Here is a 23,913-nt window from a genome sequence, read left to right as displayed (position 1 = left end):
GTCGCCGGGCCGCCGGTCGAGGTAGCTGGCGCCGAGCCGCACCTGGTCCAGCGCCTCGAGCACGCGCCGCCGCCGTTCCTTGCGGCCCAGCTTGCCGGACATCTGCAGCGGCACCTCGACGGATTCGCAGATGGTGCGCCGCGGGTTCAGCGAGGAGAACGGGCTCTGGAAAACGTACTGGATCCGCTGGCGCTGCTCAGCCGTGCGCGCCCGCGTGCCTGCCGACAGGGTGTCGCCGGCGAGCCGGACCTCGCCCGAGTAATCGTCGTTGAGCCCGGCGACGCAGCGGGAGAGCGTCGTCTTGCCCGAGCCTGATTCGCCGAGCAGCATCATCGATTCGCCCGGCGCCAGCGTGAAGCTGATGCCGTCCAGGATCTGGTTGCTGCCGTAGGCCAGCCGCAGGTCGGAGACCTCCAGGAGGCGCGCGCTCGCGGATTCCCGCGCCGCCTGCACAGAATCCTGCGAGCCGACCGAATAGCCGTCTGCACCCGCCGGCTCCGCGTGCCTGCCGACCACCGGCTGCTCCCCGGTGATCACCGACGTCCGCCCGACCCGCCGTTTCCCGGCCAGGTCCGGCACGGAATCGAGCAGCTTCCGCGTGTACTCGTGCTGCGGCTGGTACAGCACGCGCTCCGTCGGCCCCTGCTCCACGACCTCGCCGGAGAGCATGACCACCACCTCGTCGGCGATCTTCGCCACCACGGCCAGGTCGTGCGTGATGTAGAGCCCGGCCACGTGGTGCAGTTCCGCCAGCTGGTCGATGGTCTGCAGCACCAGCGCCTGCGTGGTGACGTCGAGTCCGGTGGTCGGCTCGTCCAGCACGATCACGCTGGGCCGGCAGGCGAACGCCATCGCGATGCCCACGCGCTGCTGCTGCCCGCCCGAAAGCTGGTGCGGATAGCGGCACTGGTACGCGTCGTCGTTCTTGAGGCCCACTTCCGCCAGCACCTCGGCAACCCGCGCCCGCCGCTCCGCCAGGGAGCTGCCGTAGCCCTGCACCTGCAGCACCTCGAGGATCTGCTCGCCGATGCGCATCGCCGGGTTCAGCGAGAGCGCCGGATCCTGCGGCACATAGGAAATGACCCCGCCGCGCAGTTTCCGGCGCTCCGGTTCCGCCAGGTCCAAAAGGTTCGACGCCGGACCGGTACCTGCCATCCGGATCTCGCCTCCGGTGTGCTTCAGTCCGCGCCGGAAGTGGCCCAGGCACGCCAGCCCGGCCGTGGTCTTGCCCGAACCGGACTCGCCCACGAGCGCCAGGATCTTGCCCGGCTGCAGCTCGAAGGAGACACCGTGCAGGATCTCGTCCCCGCCGGTCGTGGCGATCCGCAGGCCGGAGACGCTGAGGACGGAGGTCCTGATGGGGTCCTGGAGGGAAGTGCTCATTTGCTTGCTCCCACGTTCGCGTTCGCAGCCGCACGGGCCAGCGAATCGGTGATCAGGTTGATGCCGACGGTCAGGACGGCGATGGCGAGGACCGGCAGGATGACGCCCCACGGCTGGATGACCAGCGCGATCCGGTTCTCGTTGATCATCAGCCCCCAGTCCGCGGTCGGCGGCTGCATGCCCAGGCCCAGGAAGGACAGGGACGCCACGGCGCCAATCGAGTAGGTCATGCGCAGGCCCAGCTCCACCATGAGCGGACCGGTGATGTTCGGTAGCACGTCCTGGACCAGGATCTTCCACCGCGGCACCGCGTACATTTCGGCGGCCCGGATGAAGTCCTCGGTGATGACATCCACGGTGGCCGAGCGCGTCACCCGGGCAATCCGGGGCGCGTGCGTGATGCCGATGACGGCCACCAGCACCCAGCCCTCCGGCCCGAGGACCGTGATGGCCAGCAGCGCGAACACCAGCGAGGGCAGGGCCAGCAGGACGTCGTTGCTGCGCATGATCAGGCTGTCCACCTGGCCGCCCGCGTACGCCGCGGTCATCCCGGCCAGCACGCCGAGCACCATGCCCAGCAGCGTCGCCAGTGCGGCGTAGGCCAGCAGGCGCAGCCCGCCGTCGAGGAAGCGCGACAGCACGTCCCGGCCCAGATTGTCGGTGCCGAACAGCCCGTCCGGCTGGAACGGCCGCCCGGTGAATTCGGTGCTGGTGAAGCCCGTGACCAGCGGCAGCAGCACCGGTCCCAGCAGGGCCAAAAGTACGACGGCGGCGGTCAGCCCGATCCCGACCTTCGCCTGGCGCTGTGCCACCAGCCGGCGGAGCAGCCCGGGCGGGGCCTTGGTTTCCTGGATGACGAGCTGGGGCGAATCAATGGCGGTCATCGGGCACCCCCGGTGCGTAGTTTGGGATTGGTCACGATGCCGACGACGTCGGCCAGCAGGTTGACCACGATGTAGACGGCGGCGATCAGGATGGCGAGGACCTGGACCACCTGCACGTCCCGGTTGGTGACGGCGTCCACGAGGGCCTGGCCGACGCCGGGGTAGCGGAACAGGAATTCGACGACAACGACGCCGCCGGCCATCCACGCCAGCTGGATCGCGACCACCTGGGCCACGGGGGAGAGGGCGTGCGGAAGGGCGTGCTTCAGGATGACCTGCCGCTCGGGCACTCCCTTCAGCCGGGCCATCTCCACGTAGCCGGACTCCAGGACCTCCAGCATCGTGGCCCGCATCATCCGGATGATGTACGGCGTGACCACGAGGACCAGCGTCAGCGTCGGCAGGATGAGCTGCAGCGGGTAGTTCCACACCGCTTCCCCGGGAGGCGCCATGGTGACTGACGGCAGGATGGTGAACACCGTCGTCGAAAACAGCGTGACCAGCGCGATGCCGATGACGAACTCCGGCAACGCGGCGAGCACCAGGCTGGTGCCGGTGGCGATGTGGTCGCCGGCCCGGCCGCGGCGCAGCGCACTGTAGGTTCCCACCAGCAGGCCCACCGGGATGCTGATGATGCCCGCCGCGGCCAGGAGGACCAGCGAGGCGCCGATCCGCTCGCCCAGCAGGGCGCTGACCGGTCCGCCGGAGGCTGCGGAGACGCCGAAGTCGCCCACGAAGAGGCCGCCCAGCCAGGTCAGGTAGCGTTGCCAGACCGGGTCGTTGAGGTTCATTTGCTCGCGCAGCGCGGCCAGCCGTTCCGGCGTGGCCTGCTGGCCCAGGATGGCCTGCGCCGGATCGCCGGGCAGCAGCAGCGTGGCGACGAAGACCAGCACGGAGACGGCCAGCAGGATCAGCACGCTCGTCGCGAGCCTGCGCAGGATGATGGGCATCATGATGCGACTCCTAGCCAGACGCGGCGGAATTCGAAACCGGACAGGGCGAGCCCGGTCCGGCTGGGCACGAGGCCGGCAACGTACTGCTGGTACGCGTCCGCCTGGTTCGCGTGGCCCCAGATGATGTAGCCGCCTTCGTTGTATTCGATCTCCATGGCCTTCGCGATCAAGGCGTTGCGCTCCTCGGGATCCACGGTCCCGGTGGCCTTCTTCACCAGGGCGGTGAACTCCGGGTGGTCCCAGTGCGTCTCGTTGAACGGCGACGTCGGAAGGGTGCTCGCGTTGACCTGCGGCAGGTAGTTGCGGGTGTAGTAGAAATCTTGCGCGAAGTCCCACTTGAGGTAGCTGTCGCCGAAGAACGTGGTGGTGTCCACCTGGCGGATCTTGACCATGATCCCGGCCGCGGCCGCCTGCTGCGCGAAGACCTGGGCGGCCTCCACTGCACCGGACTGGATGGGAGCGGTGACCAGCTCCACGGTGAGCCCGTCGGGATAGCCGGCCTCGGCCAGCAGCTCCTTCGCCCGCGCGATGTCCTGCTTGCGCTGCGGGAGATGTTTGGGATAGCCCGGGTCGAACGGCGAGTACATGTCGTTGCCGAGGCTGCCGTTGCCGCTGAGGACCTGTTCGATCATCTGCTCGCGGTCCACCACCAGCCGGAACGCCTCGCGGACGCGGTTGTCGTCGAAGGGCGGCCGGTCCACCCGCATGGTGAACGGCATCCAGGCGCCGGTCTCGGCCGAGAGGATGCTGATCCGCGGGTCGGCGTCGATCACTTCGAGCAGCGCCAGCGGAATCTGGCCGATGGCGTCGACCTGGGAGGACAGCAGCGCGTTGATCAGTGCGTCGTCGTCGTTGAAATTCAGGATCTCCAGCTCGTCCAGGTACGGTTCGCCGTCCCGCCAGTAGTCCTCGTTGCGGACGAAGACGCTGTTCCGGCCCGGGGCAAAGGACCGGTACTTGAAGGGGCCCGTCCCCACCGGGTTCGCCGGATCGTAGTCGGCCGGCACAATGCCCAGCGTGTACTGCCCCAGCGAATCGTCGAAGGTGGCGCTGGGACTGTTGAGGCGGAACTCCACCCGGTGGTCGTTCACCACGGCCACCTCGTCCAGGATCGCCAGCGCGGCCGCGCCGCTCTTGGGGTCGTCCGGGTTGACGATCCGCTTGAAGCTGGCGGCGACGTCCTTGCCGGTCATCGGGCGGCCGTCATGGAACAGCACGTCCTGCCGCAGGTCCACGGTCCAGACCAGCGCGTCGGGCGACGGCGTGACCTTGGTGGCCAGCAGCGGCTTGAGCTCGTAGTTCTCGTCCCGGTAGACGAGGGACTCGTACAGGTTCACCACGCGGGCGATGTCGGTGGTGCTGACGGAGGAGTGGGCGTCCAGGCTGTCCGCAGCGCCGCCGCCGGCCAGGCCCACCCGCAGCCGGCCTCCACGCTGAGGCGGACCGCTTGGAGCGGACAGCACCGCGGCCTGGCTTGCGCCGCACGCGGTCAGGAAGCCGCCCAGCCCGAGGGCCAGGGCCATCCCGAGCACGCGGCGCCGGGTCGGCGGCAGTGCCGGTCTATCGGGCAGTTGCCCGCGAAGAACAGAAGATCTTTCCACTGGTCCTTCTTTCTGAAAAAGGGACGGCTAGGAACTGACTTTCCTGCCGGTCCATTCCGGTGCCGGCTCCCCCTGAGCCGGCAGGAAACCTGTGATGGTGTCCATGACGGACGGTGTGAATGCGGTGCTGCGTCCGGACTGCTGGTCCACATGGAGCGCCAGCAGTTCCTCGGTGGCGATCAGCGTTTCTCCGGACCGCATCTCGTGGGCCAGATGCAGCTTCTTCGCCCCGGCGCCGACAATCCGGGAAACCACGCTGAGCTCGGCGTCCACGCCCGTCTCCGCCAGGTAGCGGATGTGCGCCTCCACGGTGTAGAGCGAGCACCCGCTGGAACGGCGGTACTCGTCATCGAGCCCCAGCTGCTCCATCACCTGGTCCGTGGCGTAGCCGAAGACCAGGACGTAGAAGGCTTCGGACATGTGGCCGTTGTAGTCGATCCACTCGGGTTGCACCCGGCACCGGTACTCCTGCAGCGTGCCGGCTGCGAGGGCACTCATGCGCCGCCCTTGACCTTGGCAATCGCATTGCGGATCGCGATGATAGCCTCGTCGCGCTCGGCCACCAGCTCGACGACGGACCGCCCGGCCGCTTCCTCGTCGCAGCCCGCGATCACCGCGTTGCGCAGCTCGGGCGTCAGTTCCGGGGCATCGAGCCGGGTCCACGGTGAGAGCAGCGACGGACCGAAGTGGTCCAGCATGTGCGCCATCCCGCCCTCGCCGCCGGCCAGGTGGAAGGTGAGCATCGGCCCCTGGATCGGCCAGCGCAGGCCCGGACCGTCGGTGATGGCCAGGTCGATCTGCTCCACCGTCGCCTCGCCGTTGTCCACCATGTGCAGGGCCTCGCGCCACAGCGCCTCCTGCAGCCGGTTGGCGATGAAGCCGGGAACCTCGCGGTCCATGGTGATGACGGACTTGCCGATCAGCTCGTACCACGCGGACGCCCACTTCACGGCGGCGGCCGAGGTCTGCTCGCCGCCCACCACCTCGACCAGCGGGATAAGGTACGGCGGGTTGAACGGGTGGCCCACCACCAGGCGGGACGGATTGGCGGCTTCGGTCGCCATTTCCGTCATCCCGTACCCGGAGGTGGAGGAGGCAATAACGACGTCGGGGGCCGTCACCGCGTCAATCTGCGCCAGCAGATTCTGCTTGAGTTCCAGAACCTCCGGCGCGCTCTCCTGCACGAAACCGACGCCGTCCACCGCTTCGGCCAGGTCCGTGTGGACGGTGATGTTGTCCTTCGACGCGTTTGGCGCCAGCCCGAGCTTGGTCAGCGCCGGCCAGGCAGCGTCGATCAGCCGACGGAGCTTCGGCTCGGCGTCGGGCGACGGGTCCCACGCCTTGACGCGGTAGCCGCGGGCCAGGAAGTACGCGGCCCAGCCCCCGCCGATGGTGCCGATGCCCACGCAGGCGATCGTGTCGACGTCGTTCATGTCCAGGGGAGTGAAGTCTTCGGTCATGGTCATGCTTTCTTCTCGAGCTGGAGGATTTCGCGGGCCTCGTCCGGAGTCGCGACGGAGGACCCGAGGTCGTGGATGATCTGGATGGCGCGCTCGGTGAGCTGGGCGTTGGTCGCCTTGACGCCCTTGCTGAGGTAGAGGTTGTCCTCGAGGCCCACGCGGACGTGGCCGCCGAGCAGGACGGACTGGGCGACCCACGGGAGCTGGTCGCGGCCGATGGCGAAGGACGTCCACTGGGCGCCCGCCGGGAGCATGTTCACCATGGCCTGCAGCAGGCCCGCGTTGACCGGGGCGCCGTAGGGGATGCCCATGCAGAGCTGGTAGAGCGGCGGGGGAGCGATGAGCCCCTCTTCCACCATGATGTTGGCGAACCAGAGGTTGCCGGTATCGAAGATTTCCATCTCCGGCTTGACCCCGAGTTCCTTGATGCGTTCGGCGCCCTCGCGGAGCATGTCCGGCGTGCTGATGTAGACCTGGCTGCCCTCGCCGAAGTTCAGCGAGCCGCAGTCGATGGTGCAGATCTCCGGGCGCAGTTCCTCCACGTGGGCGAGCCGCTCGAGGGCGTTGACCAGGTCCGTGCCCGGCAGCTGCTTGGTCGGCTGGCCCGGATCCAGGATGAGGTCGCCGCCCATGCCAGCGGTCAGGTTGATGACCGGGTCCACATCGCTCTCGCGGACCAGCCGGACAACCTCGCGGTACAGCGCCACTTCGCGCGACCCCTGGCCCGTCTCGACGTCGCGGACGTGGATGTGCACCACCGACGCGCCGGCCCGGGCCGCGGCGATCGCGTCATTGGCGATCTGCTCCGGGGTGACGGGCACATGCTCGCTCTTGCCGGTGGTGTCGCCGGCGCCGGTGAGGGCACAAGTGACGATGACCTTGCGGTTCATGCAGGGCTCCCTTGCTCAATGACGATATTGCGGTCGATGAAACTTTCGATATGACGGTGCATCTGATCCGAAGTCAGCATGCCCGTCAGGACTTTGATGCCGAGGCCGTCGATCAGGCTGGTGAGCTCCATGGCGAGCTGGTCGGATGGGACCACTACAAAGGCGCCGGCCTCCTGGCCCTGCACGATCGCGTCCTCCACGGTCTTGAACCAGCGCCGGTAGCCCTGCGCGTGGTTCTCCTTGCCCGAGCCTTCGACGGCGACGTCCGCCCAGGTCTGCAGCCAGATGGAGAACTCGGCGCTGCCGCGCTCGCCGGCGGGGAGCTGCAGCTCGATCAGCCGCTTGAGCCGGCGCACCGGGTCACTGATGGGAAGCAGCTCGGCGATCTGCCGGTCGAAGGCCAGCTTGATCGAGTAGCGCAGCGCCTCGGCGAAGATCTCGCGCTTGCCGGAGAAGTAGTAATGGATGGCGGCCGTGCTGAGATTGCAGGCGTATGCGATGTCGGCGATCCGGACGGCCGAGTAGCCGCGGCGCGCGAACAGCCACCAGGCAGCCTCAGTGATGGCCCGCCGCTTCTGGGCATGCTCGTTGTTCTCCGGGTGCCGGGTCGGCAGCACCATCGGCGGCGGCGGGACCGACGGACCGTGCGTCTCGTCCGAACCTGACAGCAGCCAGTTCACCGTCACCCCGGTGATGTCCGCCAGGCTGGTCAGTTCCTCGGGGTGGAACCGCCGCGTCCCGTTCAGCGCCTTGGACAGCTTCGTCTCGTCCAACCCCATGTGGTGCGCGATCTCGCGCTGGGCCATCCCCGAGTTCCGGATCGAAGTCCGGACCCGTTCTGTGACGCCCGTCTCATTTCCTGCCATGCGTCGAAGTTAGCTGCTGTTTGCGATTGTGGCAAGCACTTTTAACTCGAAGTCAGAAGTTTGCGATTCGCAAGTGGGTCACCTGGCAAATCCATTCCGGCCTTGCCGGAGGGAGTTGGTTTCTTTGGGCCCGCAGCGCGCGGTCTGGCTGGAGCGTTTCGTCATAGGGGAAATTGCCGGCAACTCGTGGACCGAGGTCGGCAGCTCCAAGATCTGTGACGTCATCATCAAGGTCACCCCGGATTTGAACTCAGCACCGGCGGCTTCCGCATGAACGGCACCAAGTATTATTCGACCGGCAGCATCGTCGCCGCTCCTGGCAGGGCTGGACGTGGCCCAGCCCTGCCATCGGGGTTCATCGCGAAAGAGATTGCGGCAGAAACCAGGAGATCTACTTCCGCCATATAGTCACGCCGAGTTATGCCAGCAACCTTTTCCGAACATCGGCTTCACTGGAACGGCAGAATATTAGTGCAAGGTCGCTGACTTTCTCGCCGGTGATCTTATTGATCATGGCCGCATAAGTCGTCAGCTGGTTCCAATAGGCAGCCAGCCGTTCTTCCGTGACTCCCAGATCGGTCTTGAAATCCGCGATGACCAGCTTGCCGTCGTCTTTGCGGTACATCAGGTCGATGATGCCTTCGACGGTCATCGAACCGCTGGGGTAAACGACAGGCAGCTCCAGCCAGTGTTCGCGCGTGGAAGCGGACCGGACCGGCTCGCTGTTCAGCGCCGACCGCGCCCGGTCGGCCAGACCCAGGGCATCCTCCATACCATACAGCGCAGCGGTCTGCTCGGCGAGCTGGCCGAAAGACTCGGTTTCCTGCAGACCGCTGAGCTCGAGCAACCGGTGGAGCGCCGAGCCGAACTCCGTGCCGTGCTCGCCTAGGGCTCCTGCAAAACCAAGGGGCCGGTCGCCCTCGTCCTCCACCGCGACATACAGCGGTATTTTCTCCAGTCCGTACCCGACAGGCATCGTGCTGCCGGCGGACTTGGCCAGCGCAGTCACGGAAGTGCGGGACTGGAGAGCGGAGAGCTCCTGCCACCGCCTCGATTCCAGCTTCCATTCTTCGAAAGAGTCGACGCCGGTAACCTCGACCTTGATTTCCGCCCCTGTGAAAATCTCGTCGGGCAGGCGAAGGTCCGGCGTTGCCCGGGCTTCTTCCAGCTTGGCCAGCGGGACTATCAGGCCGTGTCTTTTTCCTGACGTAAATAGTGACACGACCAAGTGGCTCTCGGCCCGGGTACAGGCCACGTAGAGCAGGCGCAGCTTCTCCTCTGCCAGGAATTCTTTCTCCGCCTCAGCGGCCTCGAAATGGCCGGCAGATGCGAGCCCCGCCCCGAAACTGACATGAGGAGCCCCAGCGGCGTCCCAGACGGCAGGAAACGTGTCGGATTTTGGCTGGTGCCCGGCGCCGGCCAGAATGACCACCGGAAACTCCAGGCCCTTGGAGGCATGGATCGTCATGATCCGCACGGCCTGTGCGTCCGTCTCCGGGACCACTGATTCCTTGACGCGCGAGTTCTCCTCCAGCTGGGCAGTGGTCCAAACTAAGTAGTCCCGCAGACCTCCATGGGTGGCCTCACTCCATGCCCGGGCCTGGTCGATGACAAAACGGATACGGCGCCAGACGTCCCGGTAACGGGGCGTGTCCGTTGCCGCCTCCAGGACCCTGCGGTCGATCACCAAGCGGTCGAGCAATTCGCCCGGGGACAGCAGAGGAAGCTCCCGGGCCAGCGCCGATAGGTATTGCATGGCCCGCGCAACGGGGGTGTCCTTCTGGGTTTCGGGCGCGGGGGCGAAGATGTTCCACGCCCCGCCGGCCTGCTTCCAGTCGAAGAGGTCATCGTCGCCGCAGGCGAACAACGGGGTGCGCAGGGTCAGCACCAGAGCGGCCTCGTCTGCGGTGTTGGCCAAGGCCTGCAGCGCGAGCAGCAGGTCTGTGACCTCCTGTGTGGAGTAGACCAGCGAGGAGGCCTCCGCGCGGTACTCAATACCGGCCCGGTCCAAGGCATCCTCGATGGCCGGAAGGGGAGTGCGGGTGGGAAGGAGGATGCAGACGTCCTTCAGCTCAACCGCGGACATGGCGAACTGCCCGCCACGACCCGCCTGCTTCAGCCAGCCAGGCGAATCCGTTTGGCCCGTCGCCACCAGGATGGCTCCGGCGACCGCCTCTGCTTCTTGCCGGCGGACTTCGTTGGGGCTGGCCTTGCCATCCGCACCGGGGACAGCGCCATCGCGGCCGACGACGGCGACGGCGGGTCCGTGCCCATCCTGCCATTCCGGCCGTGCAGGGTCGGGCACAAGGCTGGAGTAGTCCGGCTGCAAGGTCCCGTTGGCCTCGATCAGCTTGCTGAAGGTGGCGTTCACCCAGTCCAGGAGTTTTCCGGTGGACCGGAAGTTCGTCTTCAACTCGGAGATCTTTGAACCGGGATCCGACTTCGCCCGTCCCAGAGATTGCAAATAGGTGGCAATATCGGCGCGGCGGAAGCGGTAGATCGACTGCTTCGGGTCCCCAACCATGAACAGCCGGCCGGGCGGTACCGTCAATGACTCCCAGCCTTGGCGGCCGCAGACCTCGGAGGCCGCGATTCGCACCGCGATTTCCGCCTGGATGGGGTCCGTGTCCTGGAACTCGTCGAGCATGATGACGCGGTAGCGGTCATGGAGGGCGGCCTGGACCTCCCGCTTGTCCTCGCCGATGAGCAGGTCCCGGGCATGGACCAGCAGATCGCTGTACTCCAGTTCACCCGTGCGCTGGCGTTCCCTCGCCGCGACGAGCAACGCCTCAGCAATGGCAGCGGCCACGGTCTCGGCCGCGGGGGAGATGAGCCTTTCGCGGGTTTCGGTCACGGCTTCGCCGAGTTCGATGATGGAAGCGCGGAGACTGCCGACGTCCGGCCAGTTGCCCTTGTTGCCCGTCCTCGAGACTTTGGTGGATGGCAGATCGTCCAGCACGGCCAGCTGCAGTTGCTGAACATCCAGCTCAGTGGCGTGGGCCAGCCGCCGGTGCCAGTCCTCCAATCCGGCAAGCCGGATGAACAACCCGTCGTTGGGGTCGCTGCAGGAGGACTTGGCCATGACGATTTCCCCGGCCTGCCGCAGAATCCCGGTGACGTCCAACTGCGGGACGTGCCGGCGCTGCGGCGGGTTGTCTTCCAACCGATCCCAGTTGGCATCCAGCTGCTTCGCAACGTTTCTCAGGCCATCTAGGCTGAGCCCACCGGCCAAGAGCACCCGCAGCGCCCGCTCGGTCTCGGGCTGGTCGAAGATCAGTTTCCGGGCTTTCTCCCAACGCTGGGTGAAGGCGATCTGCGACCGCAGCTCGTCCACCACGGTGATCAGCGGAGGAACCCCGGCCTCGATCGGATGCTCACTTAGGATCCTGGCCGCGAAGGAATGGATGGTGCCGATAGCTGCCGTGTCGAGCTGGTCCAGCGCCGCTTGCCGGAGGTCGGTTGGCTCGGCTTCGCGGAGCCGTTTGTGGACACGGTCCCGGAGCTCGCCGGCTGCCTTTTCCGTGAAGGTTATCGCGGCCAGATTCTTGAGCTCGACGCCGCTGTCCACCAGCGCGATGATGCGTTCGACCATTTCGCGCGTCTTCCCGCTGCCGGCGCCGGCCTCCACGAAGACGGTGGAGTCCAGCCCGGACACAATCAGGTCCCGGCTTGGCTGATCAATCAGCGCTGGGACATCCACAGTATTCATCATTTCTCTCCCCCAAGCAGTGCGGCGATGTCCCGCAGTTCCTCCGCGCCAGACACACCGTGCCAGGCCTGCTGCATCCCGTCCCGGCCCATCATCGTCGAGAAGCTGGCGAACTGGCCCGATTCCGGCTTGGGCGGGAAGTATCCTCGGCGCATCGCGGTGATGACACGCGTAGCGTCCGCGCGGAGGGTCTCAATGACCTCGTTAGTAACGGCATAGCCTCTCCTGGTTTCTCCGAAGGGCAGGGAGATGAACCAATATTCGGCTTCAACCTCGACGGCTGGGATTTCGCTCAGCCGTCGGGCAAAGAGACCGTACACGGGAAGCTGGAAGCGGGTTCCCCGGCAGTCGGGTTGGTCGGGCTCAGGTCTCCGTACTTCTTATCGCTGCCGGACTTGTAGTCAATGACCTTGATCCGGCCGTTGGCGTCGCGGTCAATGCGGTCCACCTTGCCGAGGAACCGCACGGTCGAGCCATCCGCCAACTCAAGCTCCGCTGGGGGATAGGCGTGCCCGTGTTCCTGCGGGCCGAAGCTCGCCTCCGCGGCTAAATATTTCCAGCCTGCGGACTGCCGATCCTGATCGGCGGTGAAGACGGCGAGCAGGTTCTGCCGCATGGCGGCCATGTCCCGCTCCCAGAGATAGCCCAGCCACGCCGGATTGGCCTCCCGTTCGAACGCGGCCTGCGCCAGTTCCATAAGCCGGGCTGACGACGGCACCAAGCCGCCGCTCGTAGCCTCGCCCACGAAGTCCTCGAGCACGGCGTGCAGCAGTGTTCCCCTCTGCAACCTGCCGATCTGGACCTCAAGGGCCACATCCTCGAAGAGCTCAACCTTGAGGATGCGGCGCAGGAAATAGGCCAGCGGGCTGTCCACCCAGTCCTCCAGCCGCGTGGGGGACATGGCCTTGTCCGGATCCACGAGGCCTGTGCGGCCGGACAGATTGCCATTGAACCGGGAGAACACCCCGTCGCGGCGGTGCCGGCGGACCTCAAGTGAGCCGAGCAGCACCGCATCGTCGGCGAGCATGCCAGGTCCGGCGTTGGACTCCAGGCAGCGGCGGAGCCGCCATTCCTGCGCAGTCGGCACCAGGCCGCCCACAGTCGGCGCACCGGTGGCGACGCCATGGGCGTACGAAGGTAGCGCCGTCGGTCGCCAGCCTTCCGGCACATCGGTGGTGATCCAGCGGGAGAGCTGGTAGGCTCCTCCGCCGCGCAGGTTTCCGCGGGGACTGGTGATGACCTGTTCCGCGCCGGTGGCCAGAAGAGCGAAGAACTGTTCCTTTTTCGTGACCGCCCGGTCTTCGACGGTGGGCAGGCCCGGACCGAGTTGCCGCCGGACCGAGTCTGGGAGCAGCGGATCCTCCTTGATCCGCGCCGGAGCCAATCCTTCGGCAGCGCCGACGATATAGACCGCGTCCAGGTCCCGGCCGATGCCGTCCGCGTACGCGCCCAGCACAACGCCGGTGCCGCTCCTACCCTTCCAACCGCCCTTGGCGGCGATGGCTCCCTCCAGGACGCTTCGGAGCGACGCGGCAGAAGGTGCGGGCGCAATGCCCTGCAGGAGTTTCAGTTCCCCGACGATATCGGAGACCTGCCCGCGGGCGGCGCTGAGTTCCGGGCGTTCTTGCTCAGAGCGCGGCCCCATGAATCCGTCGATCAGCTCTTCCAGCTTTGCCGCAGCCTCTGTCCATGATTCGGCCAGGAAGATCCGGTCCACCTGATCGGATAGCTCCGACACGAACTCGCGGAAAAGTAGCAGGTTCTCGCGTTGCCGAAGGAGGTGGCTTGGCGGCTCAGCGTCGGGATCCCCATCCTCATCCGGTGGAGCGGTGTACAGCCTTTCGCACGTGGCGCTGCTTGGAAGCGTCCTGTCCTTCCACACCAGCGTTCCTTCGGCGAGAACGTTGAGGATCAGCCGCAGGTCCGGATCGAGCGGATCGAGTCTCAGCAACCGCAGCAGACCGCGGGCCATGGGTGTATCGCTCAGCTGGTGAGCGTCGGCGCCAACGTAGGTAATTCCGGCCTCGGTCAGACGCTGGGCGAGCAACCCGCGGTAGGGGTCGGCCGCGGAGTAGAAGATGCCGATGCGGTGCCCCGGCGTTTCGGAGTTAATCCGTTCGGCGACCAGCCGCACTACGGCCCGTGCCTCGTCATCGGCATCAGAGGTCGTATAGACGGTGGTATCCGGAGTCAGTGCACCAGCAGCCCGCAGGACCGCCATCCCGGTTCGTTCCTCCAACATGGCCCCAAACTGCCCGCCGGCCGGATCATCTTCCGGCGGCAGCATGAACCCGACGACGACGCCGAACCGGCGGATGACTGCCGGGTCCAGCAGGGCCTTCTGCGCCAGGGCGAAGAGCTCGTTGCCGGTCAGCCAGCCGGTGGTCAAGGCGGCCGCGGCCTTTCCGTGCACCCGCAGCACTTCATTGACAAGAGCGGGAAGTTTGATGTCACCCGGCTCATCGACGGCGTCGAGGACCATGGCGGTGCGCGCAATAGCACGTGCAGTGGCGGGCTGGTCCGCGACGTCGGCGAAGAGTCCCGGGTCGACGGCCAGGACGGAGCTGATGGCTCCTTCACGCAGCATCGGCGGCAGCGGAATGCGGCCATCGGCCAAGTTGCCCAAGGCGATCAGCTCTAGGGCAAGGTCCCGGAGGGTGAACGTGCGGACCGACACGCTGCCGCGACCGTCGTTGAGCGTGCGGCCCAAGTAGTGTTCCACGTCCAGGCCGGAGGCATGGGACGGGACGACGACGGTGACAGGTGCGAACGGATTCTCTGCCTGGGCTGTTCCCACCATCTCAGTGAGCTCGGCTAGCGCCTCGGGCACGGACAGCAGCGTGCGGTTCCCCAACTTCCCCCCAAAAAAATCGGCCAGATCACTAACTCTATGCGCTTGCGGCAGCCGCCATGGTCTTTGACGGCCTGCGACACGACGGTCAGTGATCGCGAAATCTCGGAAAACGTTCGCGCCGTGGTGCGCACCTCGGCCCGGACGAAATTCCTGCTTCACCTCAACCGGCAGCTCAGCCACCGGATAACCGCTGAGGGCCGCCTGCTCCTACCCGGCCGCCATGTCGGCAGCGGGTTCCATATGTGGGTCCCAGTCCTCGGCGCGCTTCAGTTCGGCGGCGAGCCGCGCTCCACCTGCCTTCTCGAGCAGGGCCGGGTCGCCGACGACGACCAGCAGGCTGCGCGCCCGGGAGAGCCCGACATACAGCTGCTCCGGCGCGCGGGCGGCTTCCTTGAACCCGTTGACGCATAGGACAACCACCGAGCGTTCCAAACCCTTGAACCCCAGCACGTGCCCGTAGAACTCGGCCTCGTTGGCATGGAATTCCCTCCAGTACTCGGGGACGGTCCCATCGTCGAAATGCCGTTGGTGCTCGGGATGCCGGCTCCGGGTGGTCAGCAGGGCGATCTGGTTGTTGGCCCAGCCCTCGCCGATGAGCGCGTCCACGCAGTCCCCGGCCACATCCAGCGCGTCCTCGGTAGCGCAGCTGACGAACCGCACTGGTAGTCCGGTGCTTCCCTTTGGCTTGAAGGACTCGCCGACGAACACGCCGAAGGTTTCCGCGATGCGCCGGGTGTTGCGCAGATTGTCGTCGATCCGGATCGGCACCAGATCCACCGCGCCCAAGGCGGCGCCGACGGCGGCCTCGTCCCAGCGCCGGTAGACATCCTGCTGGTCGTCCATGAAGGCGTAGACCTCGCCGGACGCAGGATCATTCAGGCAGGCCAGCAACGCCTCCCACCACAGCGGTGCGAAATCCTGGGCTTCATCGACGACGACGGCGTCGAGCTTGTCCCGTTCCGGCAGCAGGGCGGCGGCTTCCCTGAGCAGGCGCGGCATCTCCTCGTCGAAGTAGGCTTGGCCCTGGCCGTCCGGAACTCCAAGAGAGCGGACATATTCGTGGAACTCGCCGGTGAACACCGGCTTGGCATGCCGCCAACCGGACACCTGGTGCTGGAGGTACTGGCCGAGGCCCTTGTTGTAGCAAAAGAGGCCTACGCGCTTGCCCTGGCGGCACAACCGCCGGGCCTTCTCCACCGCCAACCAGGTTTTGCCACTGCCTGCCCCGCCGGAGAACCGGATGCGCGGAATGTCCCTCGTAGCCGATAGCAGAACTGCCTGCTGTGCAGTCAGGCGCTCCTGATCGTCTTCCTGCTCCTGGCTGCTCAGGCGCGGTCCGTCGTCGGGCTGCAGCGTGCCGGAGAGCTTGGCGGCCACGCGGTTGGCGTACGACGGCGTCAGCTGGCTGGCGCCGCTGCCTTCCTGCTCGATGGCGCGCCGGATTTGTTCGGCAGGGTCAGTCAGATCTCTTTCGTCCAGAATTAGGGAGCGCGGGCACCCGGCCATGGTCCAGTCTGCGGGCACGTGCGTGTAGGGCAGGCACACCATGTAGGCGAAGCGGCTGGTCAGGGGAGTGCCGAGTTGGTCGCCAATCCACGCCTTGAAGGCGTGGGCCGAACTCTGCGACTGGGCGACCGGACTCTGGATCCGGCGCCTGCCTTCCTTGCCACCGGACTGGTACCACTGCCCGTTTTCGATGCTGACGAGCCCGCCTTTGACTTCGACCGCGGCCAGCCCGACTCCGGGCCACAGCACAAGCAGGTCGATCTCGTGCTCGGCCCGTCCGTGCCGGACCTGCACCGAGTGGGCCAGGATGACGCCGTCAGGCAGACAACGGCGCAGCTTCTCCCAGACGGCCTTCTCCGCCGTCTGCCCCTCGCTGAACTCCGGCTCCTCCGGAATGCACCGCATTTTCGACCCCCCGCTCCTGACGGCCGGAAGTCCAGCCCGGCTCATGTGCTTCCACCGTACCGTGGCCCGCTCCTTGCTCCAGGCAGGCCACGCAGTCCGGAGGCGGTGGCGCATCAGCTCGGGCGGGGAGCGTCCTCGTCGGGGACCAGCCTGTATGGCTTCATCCATTCGACGTGCTCTTGGAGCTTCTCATTGAGCGCGTTGTGCGCGCCAGGAGGAACGTCCTGAGGGCGGGTTTTCTGGAGCTCCAGCAGGAGCCCGTACTTTTCGAGCAGCTGGTCTGTCGTCGTCTCCGCATGCCCTAGGACGGCGAGAGTCTCGATTTCGGTCTCTTCCTCCCGGGACATGAATGCATCGCCCGGATGATTTAGATTGTCGGTCACTTGATTCCTTTCGCAAGGTACAGGAGTACGCTCGCGTCCCGACCCTAGTCATCGGCTGTCTGCACTCGCCATTCGTAGCCACAGTCCTCATTCATGCAGATCTACTCCGGGTCGTCGCCTCCGACGACGCATCCGGCCATGCCTCCTGACCACACCGCGGGAAGGAGACGATCCCGTCCATGACCTCGGCAGGGCGCACCCGTTCCATCACAACCTCGGGCCAAGGGTCTGGTCTATCTGAGGGATTCCAGCACGGCTCGGGCCATGTCCTGATAGGCAGCCAGGCCGAGATCGCCGTGTTTCGCGGTGATGGTCACGACGAAGTCTGTGCTGATGGCGTTACTGTCCGCGGTTCCAGGCTGTGGATCCTTCGCTACGAACTTGTAGCTCTGGTTGCCGTCTTCGATCTTCGTGACCAGGCAGTCGTGTAGCCTGTCCGCCTGCTTTCGGCTGACTCGCACGTGGGTGTGCAATTCCCGGGCCAGGGCATCGTTGACGGCCGCTTGGATTCGGTCAATGGATTTCCGGCGTAGCGCGAGGCGGATTGGAACCGAGGACAGCAGCACGAGCAGGAATACGGCAAGGGCTGCGCCGGAGTTGCCGCCGCTCACGGAGGCGATGATCAGCCATAACAGGGAAGTCAGCACGGCGAACCCCAATAGGCAGCCGCCCGTGGTCCGTTTCGTCACTTCGACATTAATGGAAGAGTCGCAGGACCGCTCACCGCTACTGCCGGCGCTCTTCGTCATCGCCACTCCTTTAACTCAGCTAGGGCCTCTGCCTCGCGGGCCAACTGCAAGGCTTCGCGAAACTCTGGCATCTCCCGCGCCTGTGCGGTGGGCAGCGGTTCGCCGAGTGCTGCGAGCGAAGCCAAATGGGCTTGTCCCTCCATGAGCTTCTGAGCTACGTCGAGACGGTTCCTGGCTTGGACTAGCTCATTGCGTACGGCGTTGAGTTTGTTCTGGCGTCCCTGTTCGCGGCGGAGTTGCGTCTTCCAGTAGTCCCGATTCCGCTCAGCTGTAGCCAGCATCGCCTTACCGGTTTCGATGAGACCGGTGACGCGCGGATCGGAAGTGTTGGCAGCGAGCAATTTGTGAAGGCAGTCCTGGTAGCCGGCGACAATCTCCCGATAGTGCTGCGAGACCTTCAGCGCGATGTCCAGCGCTGGCCCGAGACTTTCCGCTGAATGCTCGATGGACTCTAAAGCGGAATCCAGCCGCTGCCGCGTTTCCGCATAGTTGTTTACGTCCGGTTGATGGCCTGCCATTCAGTTCCCCCAACTGCAGATTTCTATTGGCCGTGTTCCAATCCCGGTGAGTCGTGCAGAGCAGCATTCACTGCCGTCAGCTCGACGTCGTATAGTTCGGCGATGTCCTCGAGCGACAAGCCCTCATGGCGCAGTTGCATTAGGGCGAGGCGATCAGGAATGCCCGTCGTGCTGTGCGTGTCGACGCGCCAGTTGTAGCCGCAGCCGTCGTTTTGGCAGGCCCATTCGGGGGCGTCAGGACCGATGACGCATCCTGCCATGACGGCTTTCGGCGCCGGCTTGTCCCGCTCTGGGATCCACATGCCGAAGCGAACCGGCCAGGCTTCTTTGGCGCAGCGGGGGCAGATCGTTGTGCCGTCCTTCGCTACCTTGGGACGTTTGCACTCCACTCCCGTCCACGTGCCTATGGCTCGAGCAATTTCCTCCGCAGGAATGCGCAGCGCCTTTGAAACTCGATCTAGGGAAACGCCCTGACGATGCAGTTCGATGACGCACTGCCATATGGGACTGTTCCTCAAATCGCCGTTCATCAGTTCTCCTTCCCATGTTTAGACAGCTCGACCGCAGCAGCGCGAACAGCCGCCGACCAGCCGCCGAAGAAGTTGCGGACCGATGAACCGGAAGGGCGCTCCACTCCGGAGGATTTGGTAGCGGCTAGCCAGTTCTCGTATCGCTCAATGCTCGGATGCAGACCCTGGTTGTGCATGGCTTGCGCGAACGAGTCGATGGCCGCTTGGTAATCCTCCTCGTCGAACTTGACCAGTCCGGGTGCGCGGCCGAGCGCGGCGGTTGCGAGTCCCATGGACTCGAGCGCTGTGTTCCACAGTTTGTATCGGCCCATCAGTGTCTGGCGAGTGGGAGGCCAAGGCGTCGAGCCTTTGCGGGACTCCCAGCCGAGCGCGGGTACCAGCTCGTCGCGCAACTCTTCATAGCGCGCGCCGGTGATCGTCGTCGTTGGATTCTCTGCGACGTGGCGATGTGCGGCACCAATGACCCCGAGGATTGTCGCTATGTCCTCGTCGCTGGCTGTGCCGCCCTGTAGGATCCCGGCGAGCTCCTCCATGAGCTCAAGGTCCAGATGGACCGCGGTGTATTCCGGTTCCGGCGCCAGCCCGAGTTCGGCACCGACGAGATAGTAGACACCGGCCTTGATAATGGCATCCGAGAAGATGTTTTGAGCGCCATGGTCGAACACGATGTCGGATTCGCGGAGCACGGTCTCAGCGAAATCCTCGTCCATTTCTGGGAAGACGTACTTCAGCCGGTTGATGGTCTGGGAACGTGTGCAGCCTTGGGCTGCAATCTGCCGCGCAATGTCGCCGTATCGTCCGATGAACTCATCGGCACGGGCCTGTGCATGTGCCTGCCGTGCTTCGATCCGTTTCTGCCGGGATTCCTGTGCAAGGCTACCGCCGAGTTTCGTGATTACCTGCCGGACGCGTTCGCGGGTAACGCCGTAATCAATGCCAATGGCTTCCAATGTCTCGCCATCGATGTACCGCTCGACCCAGAGTGCGTTGCGCTCGTCCTGGGTGAGCTGCTGCTGCGGTACTGTAGCTGCAACCGGCTTTGAGCCGGCTGCGCCGGTCAATGCCGGCGGAAGGGTTAGGGTCATCTATTCTCCTAAAGTCGGGAATAAGGTTGAAAGGGCAGCGGCTGCCGGCCGTTCCATGAGGACTATTTATCAGCCGGCTCCGACAGGATTCGTGAGGCCTGCAAGCAGTGGTTCTTTCTAGGCGGCCAAGGCCAGGGCTGAGCCGAGCAGCTGGTTGCGGGCTTCTTCGCGTACTCCGGCCGCTAGCCGTGACGTCTCTTCGTCGGAGAGGCCGGCTTCCTGGCAGCGCCTCGAGAGCACAGCCAAGCGGTCCGCGTAGATGTTGGGCATGTTGTCGGCGTGGCCCTTGACCCATCTGAAATCCACGTTGGCGCAGCGGACGAGTCCTCGGATGCGCAGGACTTCGTTGGCGCAGCGCCCGTTGGCGGAGGGTGGCTCGAAGCCGGGCTGGTTGATCATACGCAGCGCAAGCTGGCTGTCCGAGCTGACGGTGACGGCGCTGCGTCCGTCCAAGGCGCCTACGTAAATATTTCGGGCCGCAAGCAGGGCCAGTCGGATAGCCCGGAGCTCGCCCTCCAACACACTGCCACCATCCATGGCCTTGTGTCCGAGGGACGGCTTCATTCCATCCGGAAACACTAGGACCCAGCCATGCCCAACCCAGCGGGAACGCTGGCCGCGGGAGGCATCAGTCGCGATCTCCAGCCTGGCGAAGAGCTCCTGGACCCGCGCATTGATTGCCTCCTGCAACGCCAAGACAGCAGGCGCCGGAGGATACAGAGCCGAAACGTCGATGCCGAGCAGTCGCAGTGATTCCGCCTGATCCTCACTGAGGCAGAAAACGTCGGCGGAGGTGCCGCACTGAAGCTGCCGAACGGCGTCGCAAATTGCCTTCAGCAGCGCATGTTGGCTGCCGTTGACAGACTCGGTAATGACCGACCCGGAGCGGATTCCGGCGACATGTTCGCCCGCTGTCCGGACGGCTGCCCAGAGGAAGTGGCCTCGGCGGTACTCCGTGTGGACGGAGATTCCGCTACGGCTGGTGAGTGCGTCGGCAGCGCTGATGAAGCGTCGGACGGGTGGAACTGGAACTGGAAACTGCATAACGACCTCCTCGGCCTGGTAATTGGTGTTGGTTGTGGTGCTCCCTTGTTAGATATGCAAAGTTGTCCGGCGGCTGATCCGATGAAGTTCAGTCAGAATCTTGGCCGCCTCGATGTCATAGAGCTCGGTCAGGTTTGCGATCGGCCGCCCGGTGGTCTTCATCAGGAAGTCCAGCACGGCTCCCTTGGACCGCAGGCCAGCTGCGCGCAGGCCTCGGATGATTTCCATCTTCTTGCTGTGTCCTAGCCGGAGCCGGACCGGGTCCCGCTGCTCGTTACCCGTATCGAAGATGGCGTAACCGTCGCTCATAATTCCCCCCAAGAATGTCCGCAATTCAGTCGTGGCAGCGGATGCCTGCCCCCACTTTTTACGGTAGAGGTTGCCTCTGACAGTTTTTGCAGTTGGCCACGGTAAATGGAGACTCGCTCGAGTAGTGCGACTTCAGCCCTGGGTCGGATTCCGGAGATACGCCGCTCGGTCAGGCCTGGGTCTTCAGATGGTAAGTACGAGCATGTCTATGCCGGAAGACCCCGATCTTTAGAGGGCGCGGGGCCTCGCCCCGGCTACCTGAGACTGCCGAGTAGCCGGGACGCGTGGCGCATGGGCGATGGTGGCTGCCCTAAAGCGAACCGTCAGTCGACGGGGAACATCGCTCTCGCAGTGCGGCCGATCACGCTCGTCATGGTCGCGTCCACAGCACCGCCGATCACCCCTCCGACCAGCGGTACGCCCTTCGCTAAGGTAACGAGCGCACGCTTCGAGCCGTACTTGGCCAAGAGCATGAAACCGGCCTTCTTATTGATCTCGCGAATCACCACGATCGGGAGCCTCTTGATTGCCTGCATGGCCACCTTCTGGCCAACCTTGATGCCGATTACCTTCCCGATTTGCTGGGCGTTCGAGCCCACCGCGATGAGCGTGGCCACGGTTCGTACGTGCGGATCCTTGGGATCATATCCACGTAGGTAGGCGATCGCGGCGGCGAGCCGTGCATTGATCACGAGTGCGCCCGCCATATTAGCGGGTACTGTCACCGGCATTGCAATGAACCCACCGAGCCCGGTCACAAAGCCGTTGACACCGGCAGCCTCAACGGATTCGACGATCAGCCTCTTGATGGCCTTTTCGATATCCTCTTGCTCGTCCGGCCGGATTTTCCGTGTTGGGTCGGCGCTGGGTTCATACCGGTCCCCTTGTATGCGGGAGAGTCGATCCTCCGCCCATGCAATCGATCCCGTCAATGGACCAACACCCTTGTCGATCACGTTGTCAACCAGCTTCAGTAGCTGTGCGGACGCCTTCTCTGTGGCAGTGGTGGGTGTCTCGTCAGCGTGTCGCGTATCCCCAACAGTGCTCGCCGTCTCCTCTGCTTCGACGGGCGGCGTCTCCTCAGCGGTAGGCGTCGTCTCATCGGTCGTGTTAGCCATAGCTACCCCTCTCTAAATCTTGCGAGTATACGGAAGGCGGCAAGCGCGCCGCCGAACAGTGCGACCGATTTCACTATTTGTGATAACGAGAGCCCTTTGAGCACTTTAGCGGGGTATAAATTCTTACGCTGAACACCGCGCCGCGTACCGCCCGCCGCAAGTCGATCGAGTCATTGCCCAACTCACGAGAGGCGGCGCAGCGCTTGGCGGAAGCCGGGGTTCGGGTTGGCGTGCGGGAGGACCTCGCGGACCTTGTCGAGGGCTTCCTCTGGAGTCATGCCAGTGAGGAGCGCGCCGTAGAGGGCGGCGACGGTGGGGGTGCGGCTTTCCATCCGGACGCAGTGCAGCAGCACGCGCTTGCCTTCGGAGCGGAAGAGCGCGACGGCGGCAGCGGCTTCCTGGAGCACGTATTCCAGATGCGCGTTGGATTCAGCGCCGGCTTCGTCCAGCAGCCAGAAGGCAGCGTGGTCAGATGCGTCGACGTGCGTTTCGGCGGTGCCGACGCGGGAGAGGGATACGACGGCGTCGTAGTCGTTCCGGGACAGGGCCGGGGCCCCGCCGAGGAGCACGTCGGAATCGAGCGGGTGCTCGACGACGTCGGTCCGCGTCGGGCTGATGTACGTGGAGTTGTCGAAGACCGGCAGGTCCGGCCAGTGGCCTTCGGTTCGCCCTTCGCCGCGGGCCAGCTGCAGGGCCAGCCGCTGCAGATCACGCGCCTTGTACCCGGGCCAGCCGTGCAGCTTCCGCCGCCATTCGAACGGCACAGCGGTAAAGCCGTACGCAGCACCGAGCAGCCCGCCGGCGATCGAGGCGACGGTATCGGTATCGTTGCCGCCACGGACAGCCGCTTCCAAAGCGGCACGCAGGTGCGCCGGACCGGAAGCCGCGCCCGCCGTCGTCGTAATTGCCGACCACGCTGCTTGGAATGCCTCGACCACCCAGCCGTTGTGGGAAAAGTCCCGCGGGAGCTTGGCCTCGGCTGTCTCGATTCGCACGGCCCACACTGCGGCCCGCTCCTTTGTCAGAAACGGCAGCCCGGCACGGACATCGAGTTCGCCGGTAAGCACGGCGTGACGGATGGCCAGGCACCAGAGCGCGCAGGCCTCGCCGGCCTCGGGGTCGAAGTGGGTCAGGGCGCTGACCTCCAGGGCGGCGTCGAACAGATCCCGCTCGGGCCGGCCGAGGTAGGCCAGCGCCAGGGGAGCGGTGCGCATGAGCGAGCCGTTGCCGCCGGAGCGTCCGGTGGAGCGGTGCACCTGTTCGGACGCGGCGTAGGCATCCGCCGCCGTGATCGTACTCCGTCCCTCCGCGGTAACGGCGGCGCCGGCCCGCCCCAGCACGGCACGAGTCTGCACGCCAACGTCCTTCGCGCCGCGTGCCCAGTCGGACCATGCCTGCGCCATCGCACCCTTGGTCCGTTCATCCAGGCTCCGGCCCTCGCCGGCGGCCTCGAGCAGGGCTTCGGCGATGACGATCGCCATGGACGTATCGTCCGTCCACTCGGCGGGGGCGAAGCCGAACGGTCCGCCGCCCTTCATACTGACGTCGGCGGTGTCCGGCAGGGCCGGGCCGAATTCGTAGCCGGCACCGAGGGCATCGCCGGCGGCAAGGGTGACGAGGACGCCGGCGGCGCGGTCATTCTGCAAAGAGTTCAGGTTCATAAGGC

The 23,913-nt window shown here is 65.5% G+C and carries 22 protein-coding genes; 1 reads left to right on the top strand and 21 read right to left on the bottom strand.

The genetic code is table 11. The features are described from left to right. From D477_RS04410 to D477_RS04375, 8 genes are all read right to left on the bottom strand, one after another. The coding region (locus tag D477_RS04410) for an ATP-binding cassette domain-containing protein (protein ID WP_005267656.1) at positions 1-1,383 on the bottom strand (1,383 nt) is incomplete at its 3' end. Further along, the gene (locus D477_RS04405) at positions 1,380-2,267 is read right to left on the bottom strand and encodes an ABC transporter permease (protein ID WP_005267655.1); all 888 of its coding nucleotides are present in this window, start codon (positions 2,265-2,267) and stop codon (positions 1,380-1,382) included. The genes D477_RS04405 and D477_RS04410, both read right to left, overlap by 4 nt. Further along, positions 2,264-3,220 carry an ABC transporter permease gene (locus tag D477_RS04400; RefSeq protein WP_005267654.1) on the bottom strand — a complete coding sequence of 319 codons (957 nt, stop codon included), beginning with the start codon at positions 3,218-3,220 and terminating at the stop codon, positions 2,264-2,266. Before D477_RS04400 ends, D477_RS04405 begins: the two co-directional genes overlap by 4 nt. Next, positions 3,217-4,743 carry an ABC transporter substrate-binding protein gene (locus tag D477_RS04395; protein ID WP_005267653.1) on the bottom strand — a complete coding sequence of 509 codons (1,527 nt, stop codon included), beginning with the start codon at positions 4,741-4,743 and terminating at the stop codon, positions 3,217-3,219. The genes D477_RS04400 and D477_RS04395 overlap by 4 nt, the downstream gene beginning before the upstream one ends. Positions 4,744-4,848: 105 nt before the next feature. Then, positions 4,849-5,319: a thioesterase family protein gene (locus D477_RS04390; protein WP_005267652.1), complete on the bottom strand. Its 471-nt coding sequence runs from the start codon at positions 5,317-5,319 to the stop codon at positions 4,849-4,851. Then, a complete protein-coding gene (locus D477_RS04385; RefSeq protein ID WP_005267651.1) occupies positions 5,316-6,287 on the bottom strand; it encodes a 3-hydroxyacyl-CoA dehydrogenase NAD-binding domain-containing protein in 972 nt (323 codons plus the stop codon). The genes D477_RS04390 and D477_RS04385 overlap by 4 nt, the downstream gene beginning before the upstream one ends. Next, positions 6,284-7,171, bottom strand: a complete 888-nt coding sequence (locus D477_RS04380) for a 3-keto-5-aminohexanoate cleavage protein (RefSeq protein ID WP_005267650.1) — start codon at positions 7,169-7,171, stop codon at positions 6,284-6,286. The genes D477_RS04385 and D477_RS04380 overlap by 4 nt, the downstream gene beginning before the upstream one ends. Beyond that, entirely contained in the window at positions 7,168-8,037 is an 870-nt protein-coding gene (locus tag D477_RS04375) for a TetR/AcrR family transcriptional regulator (protein ID WP_043845610.1), read from the bottom strand. Before D477_RS04375 ends, D477_RS04380 begins: the two co-directional genes overlap by 4 nt. 124 nt (positions 8,038-8,161) lie before the next feature. On the opposite strand from D477_RS04375, the gene D477_RS21685 reads away from it, so the two are divergent. Beyond that, the gene (locus D477_RS21685) at positions 8,162-8,311 is read left to right on the top strand and encodes a hypothetical protein (protein ID WP_005267648.1); all 150 of its coding nucleotides are present in this window, start codon (positions 8,162-8,164) and stop codon (positions 8,309-8,311) included. 144 nt (positions 8,312-8,455) lie between these two features. On the opposite strand, the gene D477_RS04370 is transcribed toward D477_RS21685, so the two are convergent. From D477_RS04370 to D477_RS04310, 13 genes are all read right to left on the bottom strand, one after another. Further along, positions 8,456-11,749, bottom strand: coding sequence for a UvrD-helicase domain-containing protein (locus D477_RS04370; protein WP_052510685.1), 3,294 nt, complete (start codon positions 11,747-11,749; stop codon positions 8,456-8,458). Further along, complete coding sequence (locus tag D477_RS04365) at positions 11,746-12,066, bottom strand: hypothetical protein (RefSeq protein ID WP_005267645.1); 321 nt, start codon at positions 12,064-12,066, stop codon at positions 11,746-11,748. The genes D477_RS04370 and D477_RS04365 overlap by 4 nt, the downstream gene beginning before the upstream one ends. After that, entirely contained in the window at positions 12,039-14,600 is a 2,562-nt protein-coding gene (locus tag D477_RS04360; protein ID WP_005267642.1) for a PD-(D/E)XK nuclease family protein, read from the bottom strand. The genes D477_RS04365 and D477_RS04360 overlap by 28 nt, the downstream gene beginning before the upstream one ends. 207 nt (positions 14,601-14,807) lie before the next feature. Beyond that, positions 14,808-16,511 carry an NERD domain-containing protein gene (locus tag D477_RS04355; RefSeq protein ID WP_005267641.1) on the bottom strand — a complete coding sequence of 568 codons (1,704 nt, stop codon included), beginning with the start codon at positions 16,509-16,511 and terminating at the stop codon, positions 14,808-14,810. 113 nt (positions 16,512-16,624) lie between these two features. Beyond that, on the bottom strand, positions 16,625-16,894 hold the full coding sequence (locus D477_RS04350; RefSeq protein ID WP_005267640.1) for a hypothetical protein: 270 nt from the start codon (positions 16,892-16,894) through the stop codon (positions 16,625-16,627). 233 nt (positions 16,895-17,127) lie between these two features. After that, positions 17,128-17,643, bottom strand: coding sequence for a hypothetical protein (locus D477_RS04345; protein WP_005267639.1), 516 nt, complete (start codon positions 17,641-17,643; stop codon positions 17,128-17,130). Further along, positions 17,640-18,161: a hypothetical protein gene (locus D477_RS04340; protein ID WP_005267638.1), complete on the bottom strand. Its 522-nt coding sequence runs from the start codon at positions 18,159-18,161 to the stop codon at positions 17,640-17,642. Before D477_RS04340 ends, D477_RS04345 begins: the two co-directional genes overlap by 4 nt. A 23-nt stretch (positions 18,162-18,184) precedes the next feature. After that, complete coding sequence (locus tag D477_RS04335) at positions 18,185-18,691, bottom strand: hypothetical protein (protein WP_005267629.1); 507 nt, start codon at positions 18,689-18,691, stop codon at positions 18,185-18,187. Continuing rightward, positions 18,691-19,776: a sigma factor-like helix-turn-helix DNA-binding protein gene (locus tag D477_RS21050; protein WP_005267628.1), complete on the bottom strand. Its 1,086-nt coding sequence runs from the start codon at positions 19,774-19,776 to the stop codon at positions 18,691-18,693. Before D477_RS21050 ends, D477_RS04335 begins: the two co-directional genes overlap by 1 nt. 117 nt (positions 19,777-19,893) lie before the next feature. Next, on the bottom strand, positions 19,894-20,472 hold the full coding sequence (locus D477_RS22545; RefSeq protein WP_190273517.1) for a ribonuclease HI: 579 nt from the start codon (positions 20,470-20,472) through the stop codon (positions 19,894-19,896). Between the two features lie 396 nt (positions 20,473-20,868). Further along, positions 20,869-21,129, bottom strand: a complete 261-nt coding sequence (locus D477_RS04320; RefSeq protein ID WP_005267624.1) for a hypothetical protein — start codon at positions 21,127-21,129, stop codon at positions 20,869-20,871. 323 nt (positions 21,130-21,452) lie between these two features. Beyond that, positions 21,453-22,247: an EcsC family protein gene (locus D477_RS04315; protein WP_005267623.1), complete on the bottom strand. Its 795-nt coding sequence runs from the start codon at positions 22,245-22,247 to the stop codon at positions 21,453-21,455. A gap of 182 nt (positions 22,248-22,429) precedes the next feature. Then, positions 22,430-23,908, bottom strand: coding sequence for an ADP-ribosylglycohydrolase family protein (locus D477_RS04310; protein WP_005267620.1), 1,479 nt, complete (start codon positions 23,906-23,908; stop codon positions 22,430-22,432). Positions 23,909-23,913: the final 5 nt, after the last annotated feature.

The organism is Arthrobacter crystallopoietes BAB-32 (assembly GCF_000328305.2).
Taxonomy (GTDB): domain Bacteria; phylum Actinomycetota; class Actinomycetes; order Actinomycetales; family Micrococcaceae; genus Crystallibacter; species Crystallibacter crystallopoietes_A.
The sequence above is the reverse complement of the archived record's forward strand: the minus strand, read 5'-3'. Positions and strand labels throughout refer to the sequence as shown.

Bases quoted from the DNA above. Each gene is read 5' to 3' on its own strand.
- D477_RS04405 (WP_005267655.1), bottom strand. From the start codon at position 2,267: ATGACCGCCATTGATTCGCCCCAGCTCGTCATCCAGGAAACCAAGGCC.
- D477_RS04400 (WP_005267654.1), bottom strand. From the start codon at position 3,220: ATGATGCCCATCATCCTGCGCAGGCTCGCGACGAGCGTGCTGATCCTG.
- D477_RS04395 (WP_005267653.1), bottom strand. From the start codon at position 4,743: ATGGCCCTGGCCCTCGGGCTGGGCGGCTTCCTGACCGCGTGCGGCGCA.
- D477_RS04390 (WP_005267652.1), bottom strand. From the start codon at position 5,319: ATGAGTGCCCTCGCAGCCGGCACGCTGCAGGAGTACCGGTGCCGGGTG.
- D477_RS04385 (WP_005267651.1), bottom strand. From the start codon at position 6,287: ATGACCATGACCGAAGACTTCACTCCCCTGGACATGAACGACGTCGAC.
- D477_RS04380 (WP_005267650.1), bottom strand. From the start codon at position 7,171: ATGAACCGCAAGGTCATCGTCACTTGTGCCCTCACCGGCGCCGGCGAC.
- D477_RS04375 (WP_043845610.1), bottom strand. From the start codon at position 8,037: ATGGCAGGAAATGAGACGGGCGTCACAGAACGGGTCCGGACTTCGATC.
- D477_RS04370 (WP_052510685.1), bottom strand. From the start codon at position 11,749: ATGATGAATACTGTGGATGTCCCAGCGCTGATTGATCAGCCAAGCCGG.
- D477_RS04355 (WP_005267641.1), bottom strand. From the start codon at position 16,511: ATGCGGTGCATTCCGGAGGAGCCGGAGTTCAGCGAGGGGCAGACGGCG.
- D477_RS04345 (WP_005267639.1), bottom strand. From the start codon at position 17,643: ATGACGAAGAGCGCCGGCAGTAGCGGTGAGCGGTCCTGCGACTCTTCC.
- D477_RS04340 (WP_005267638.1), bottom strand. From the start codon at position 18,161: ATGGCAGGCCATCAACCGGACGTAAACAACTATGCGGAAACGCGGCAG.
- D477_RS04335 (WP_005267629.1), bottom strand. From the start codon at position 18,691: ATGAACGGCGATTTGAGGAACAGTCCCATATGGCAGTGCGTCATCGAA.
- D477_RS21050 (WP_005267628.1), bottom strand. From the start codon at position 19,776: ATGACCCTAACCCTTCCGCCGGCATTGACCGGCGCAGCCGGCTCAAAG.
- D477_RS04320 (WP_005267624.1), bottom strand. From the start codon at position 21,129: ATGAGCGACGGTTACGCCATCTTCGATACGGGTAACGAGCAGCGGGAC.
- D477_RS04315 (WP_005267623.1), bottom strand. From the start codon at position 22,247: ATGGCTAACACGACCGATGAGACGACGCCTACCGCTGAGGAGACGCCG.
- D477_RS04310 (WP_005267620.1), bottom strand. From the start codon at position 23,908: ATGAACCTGAACTCTTTGCAGAATGACCGCGCCGCCGGCGTCCTCGTC.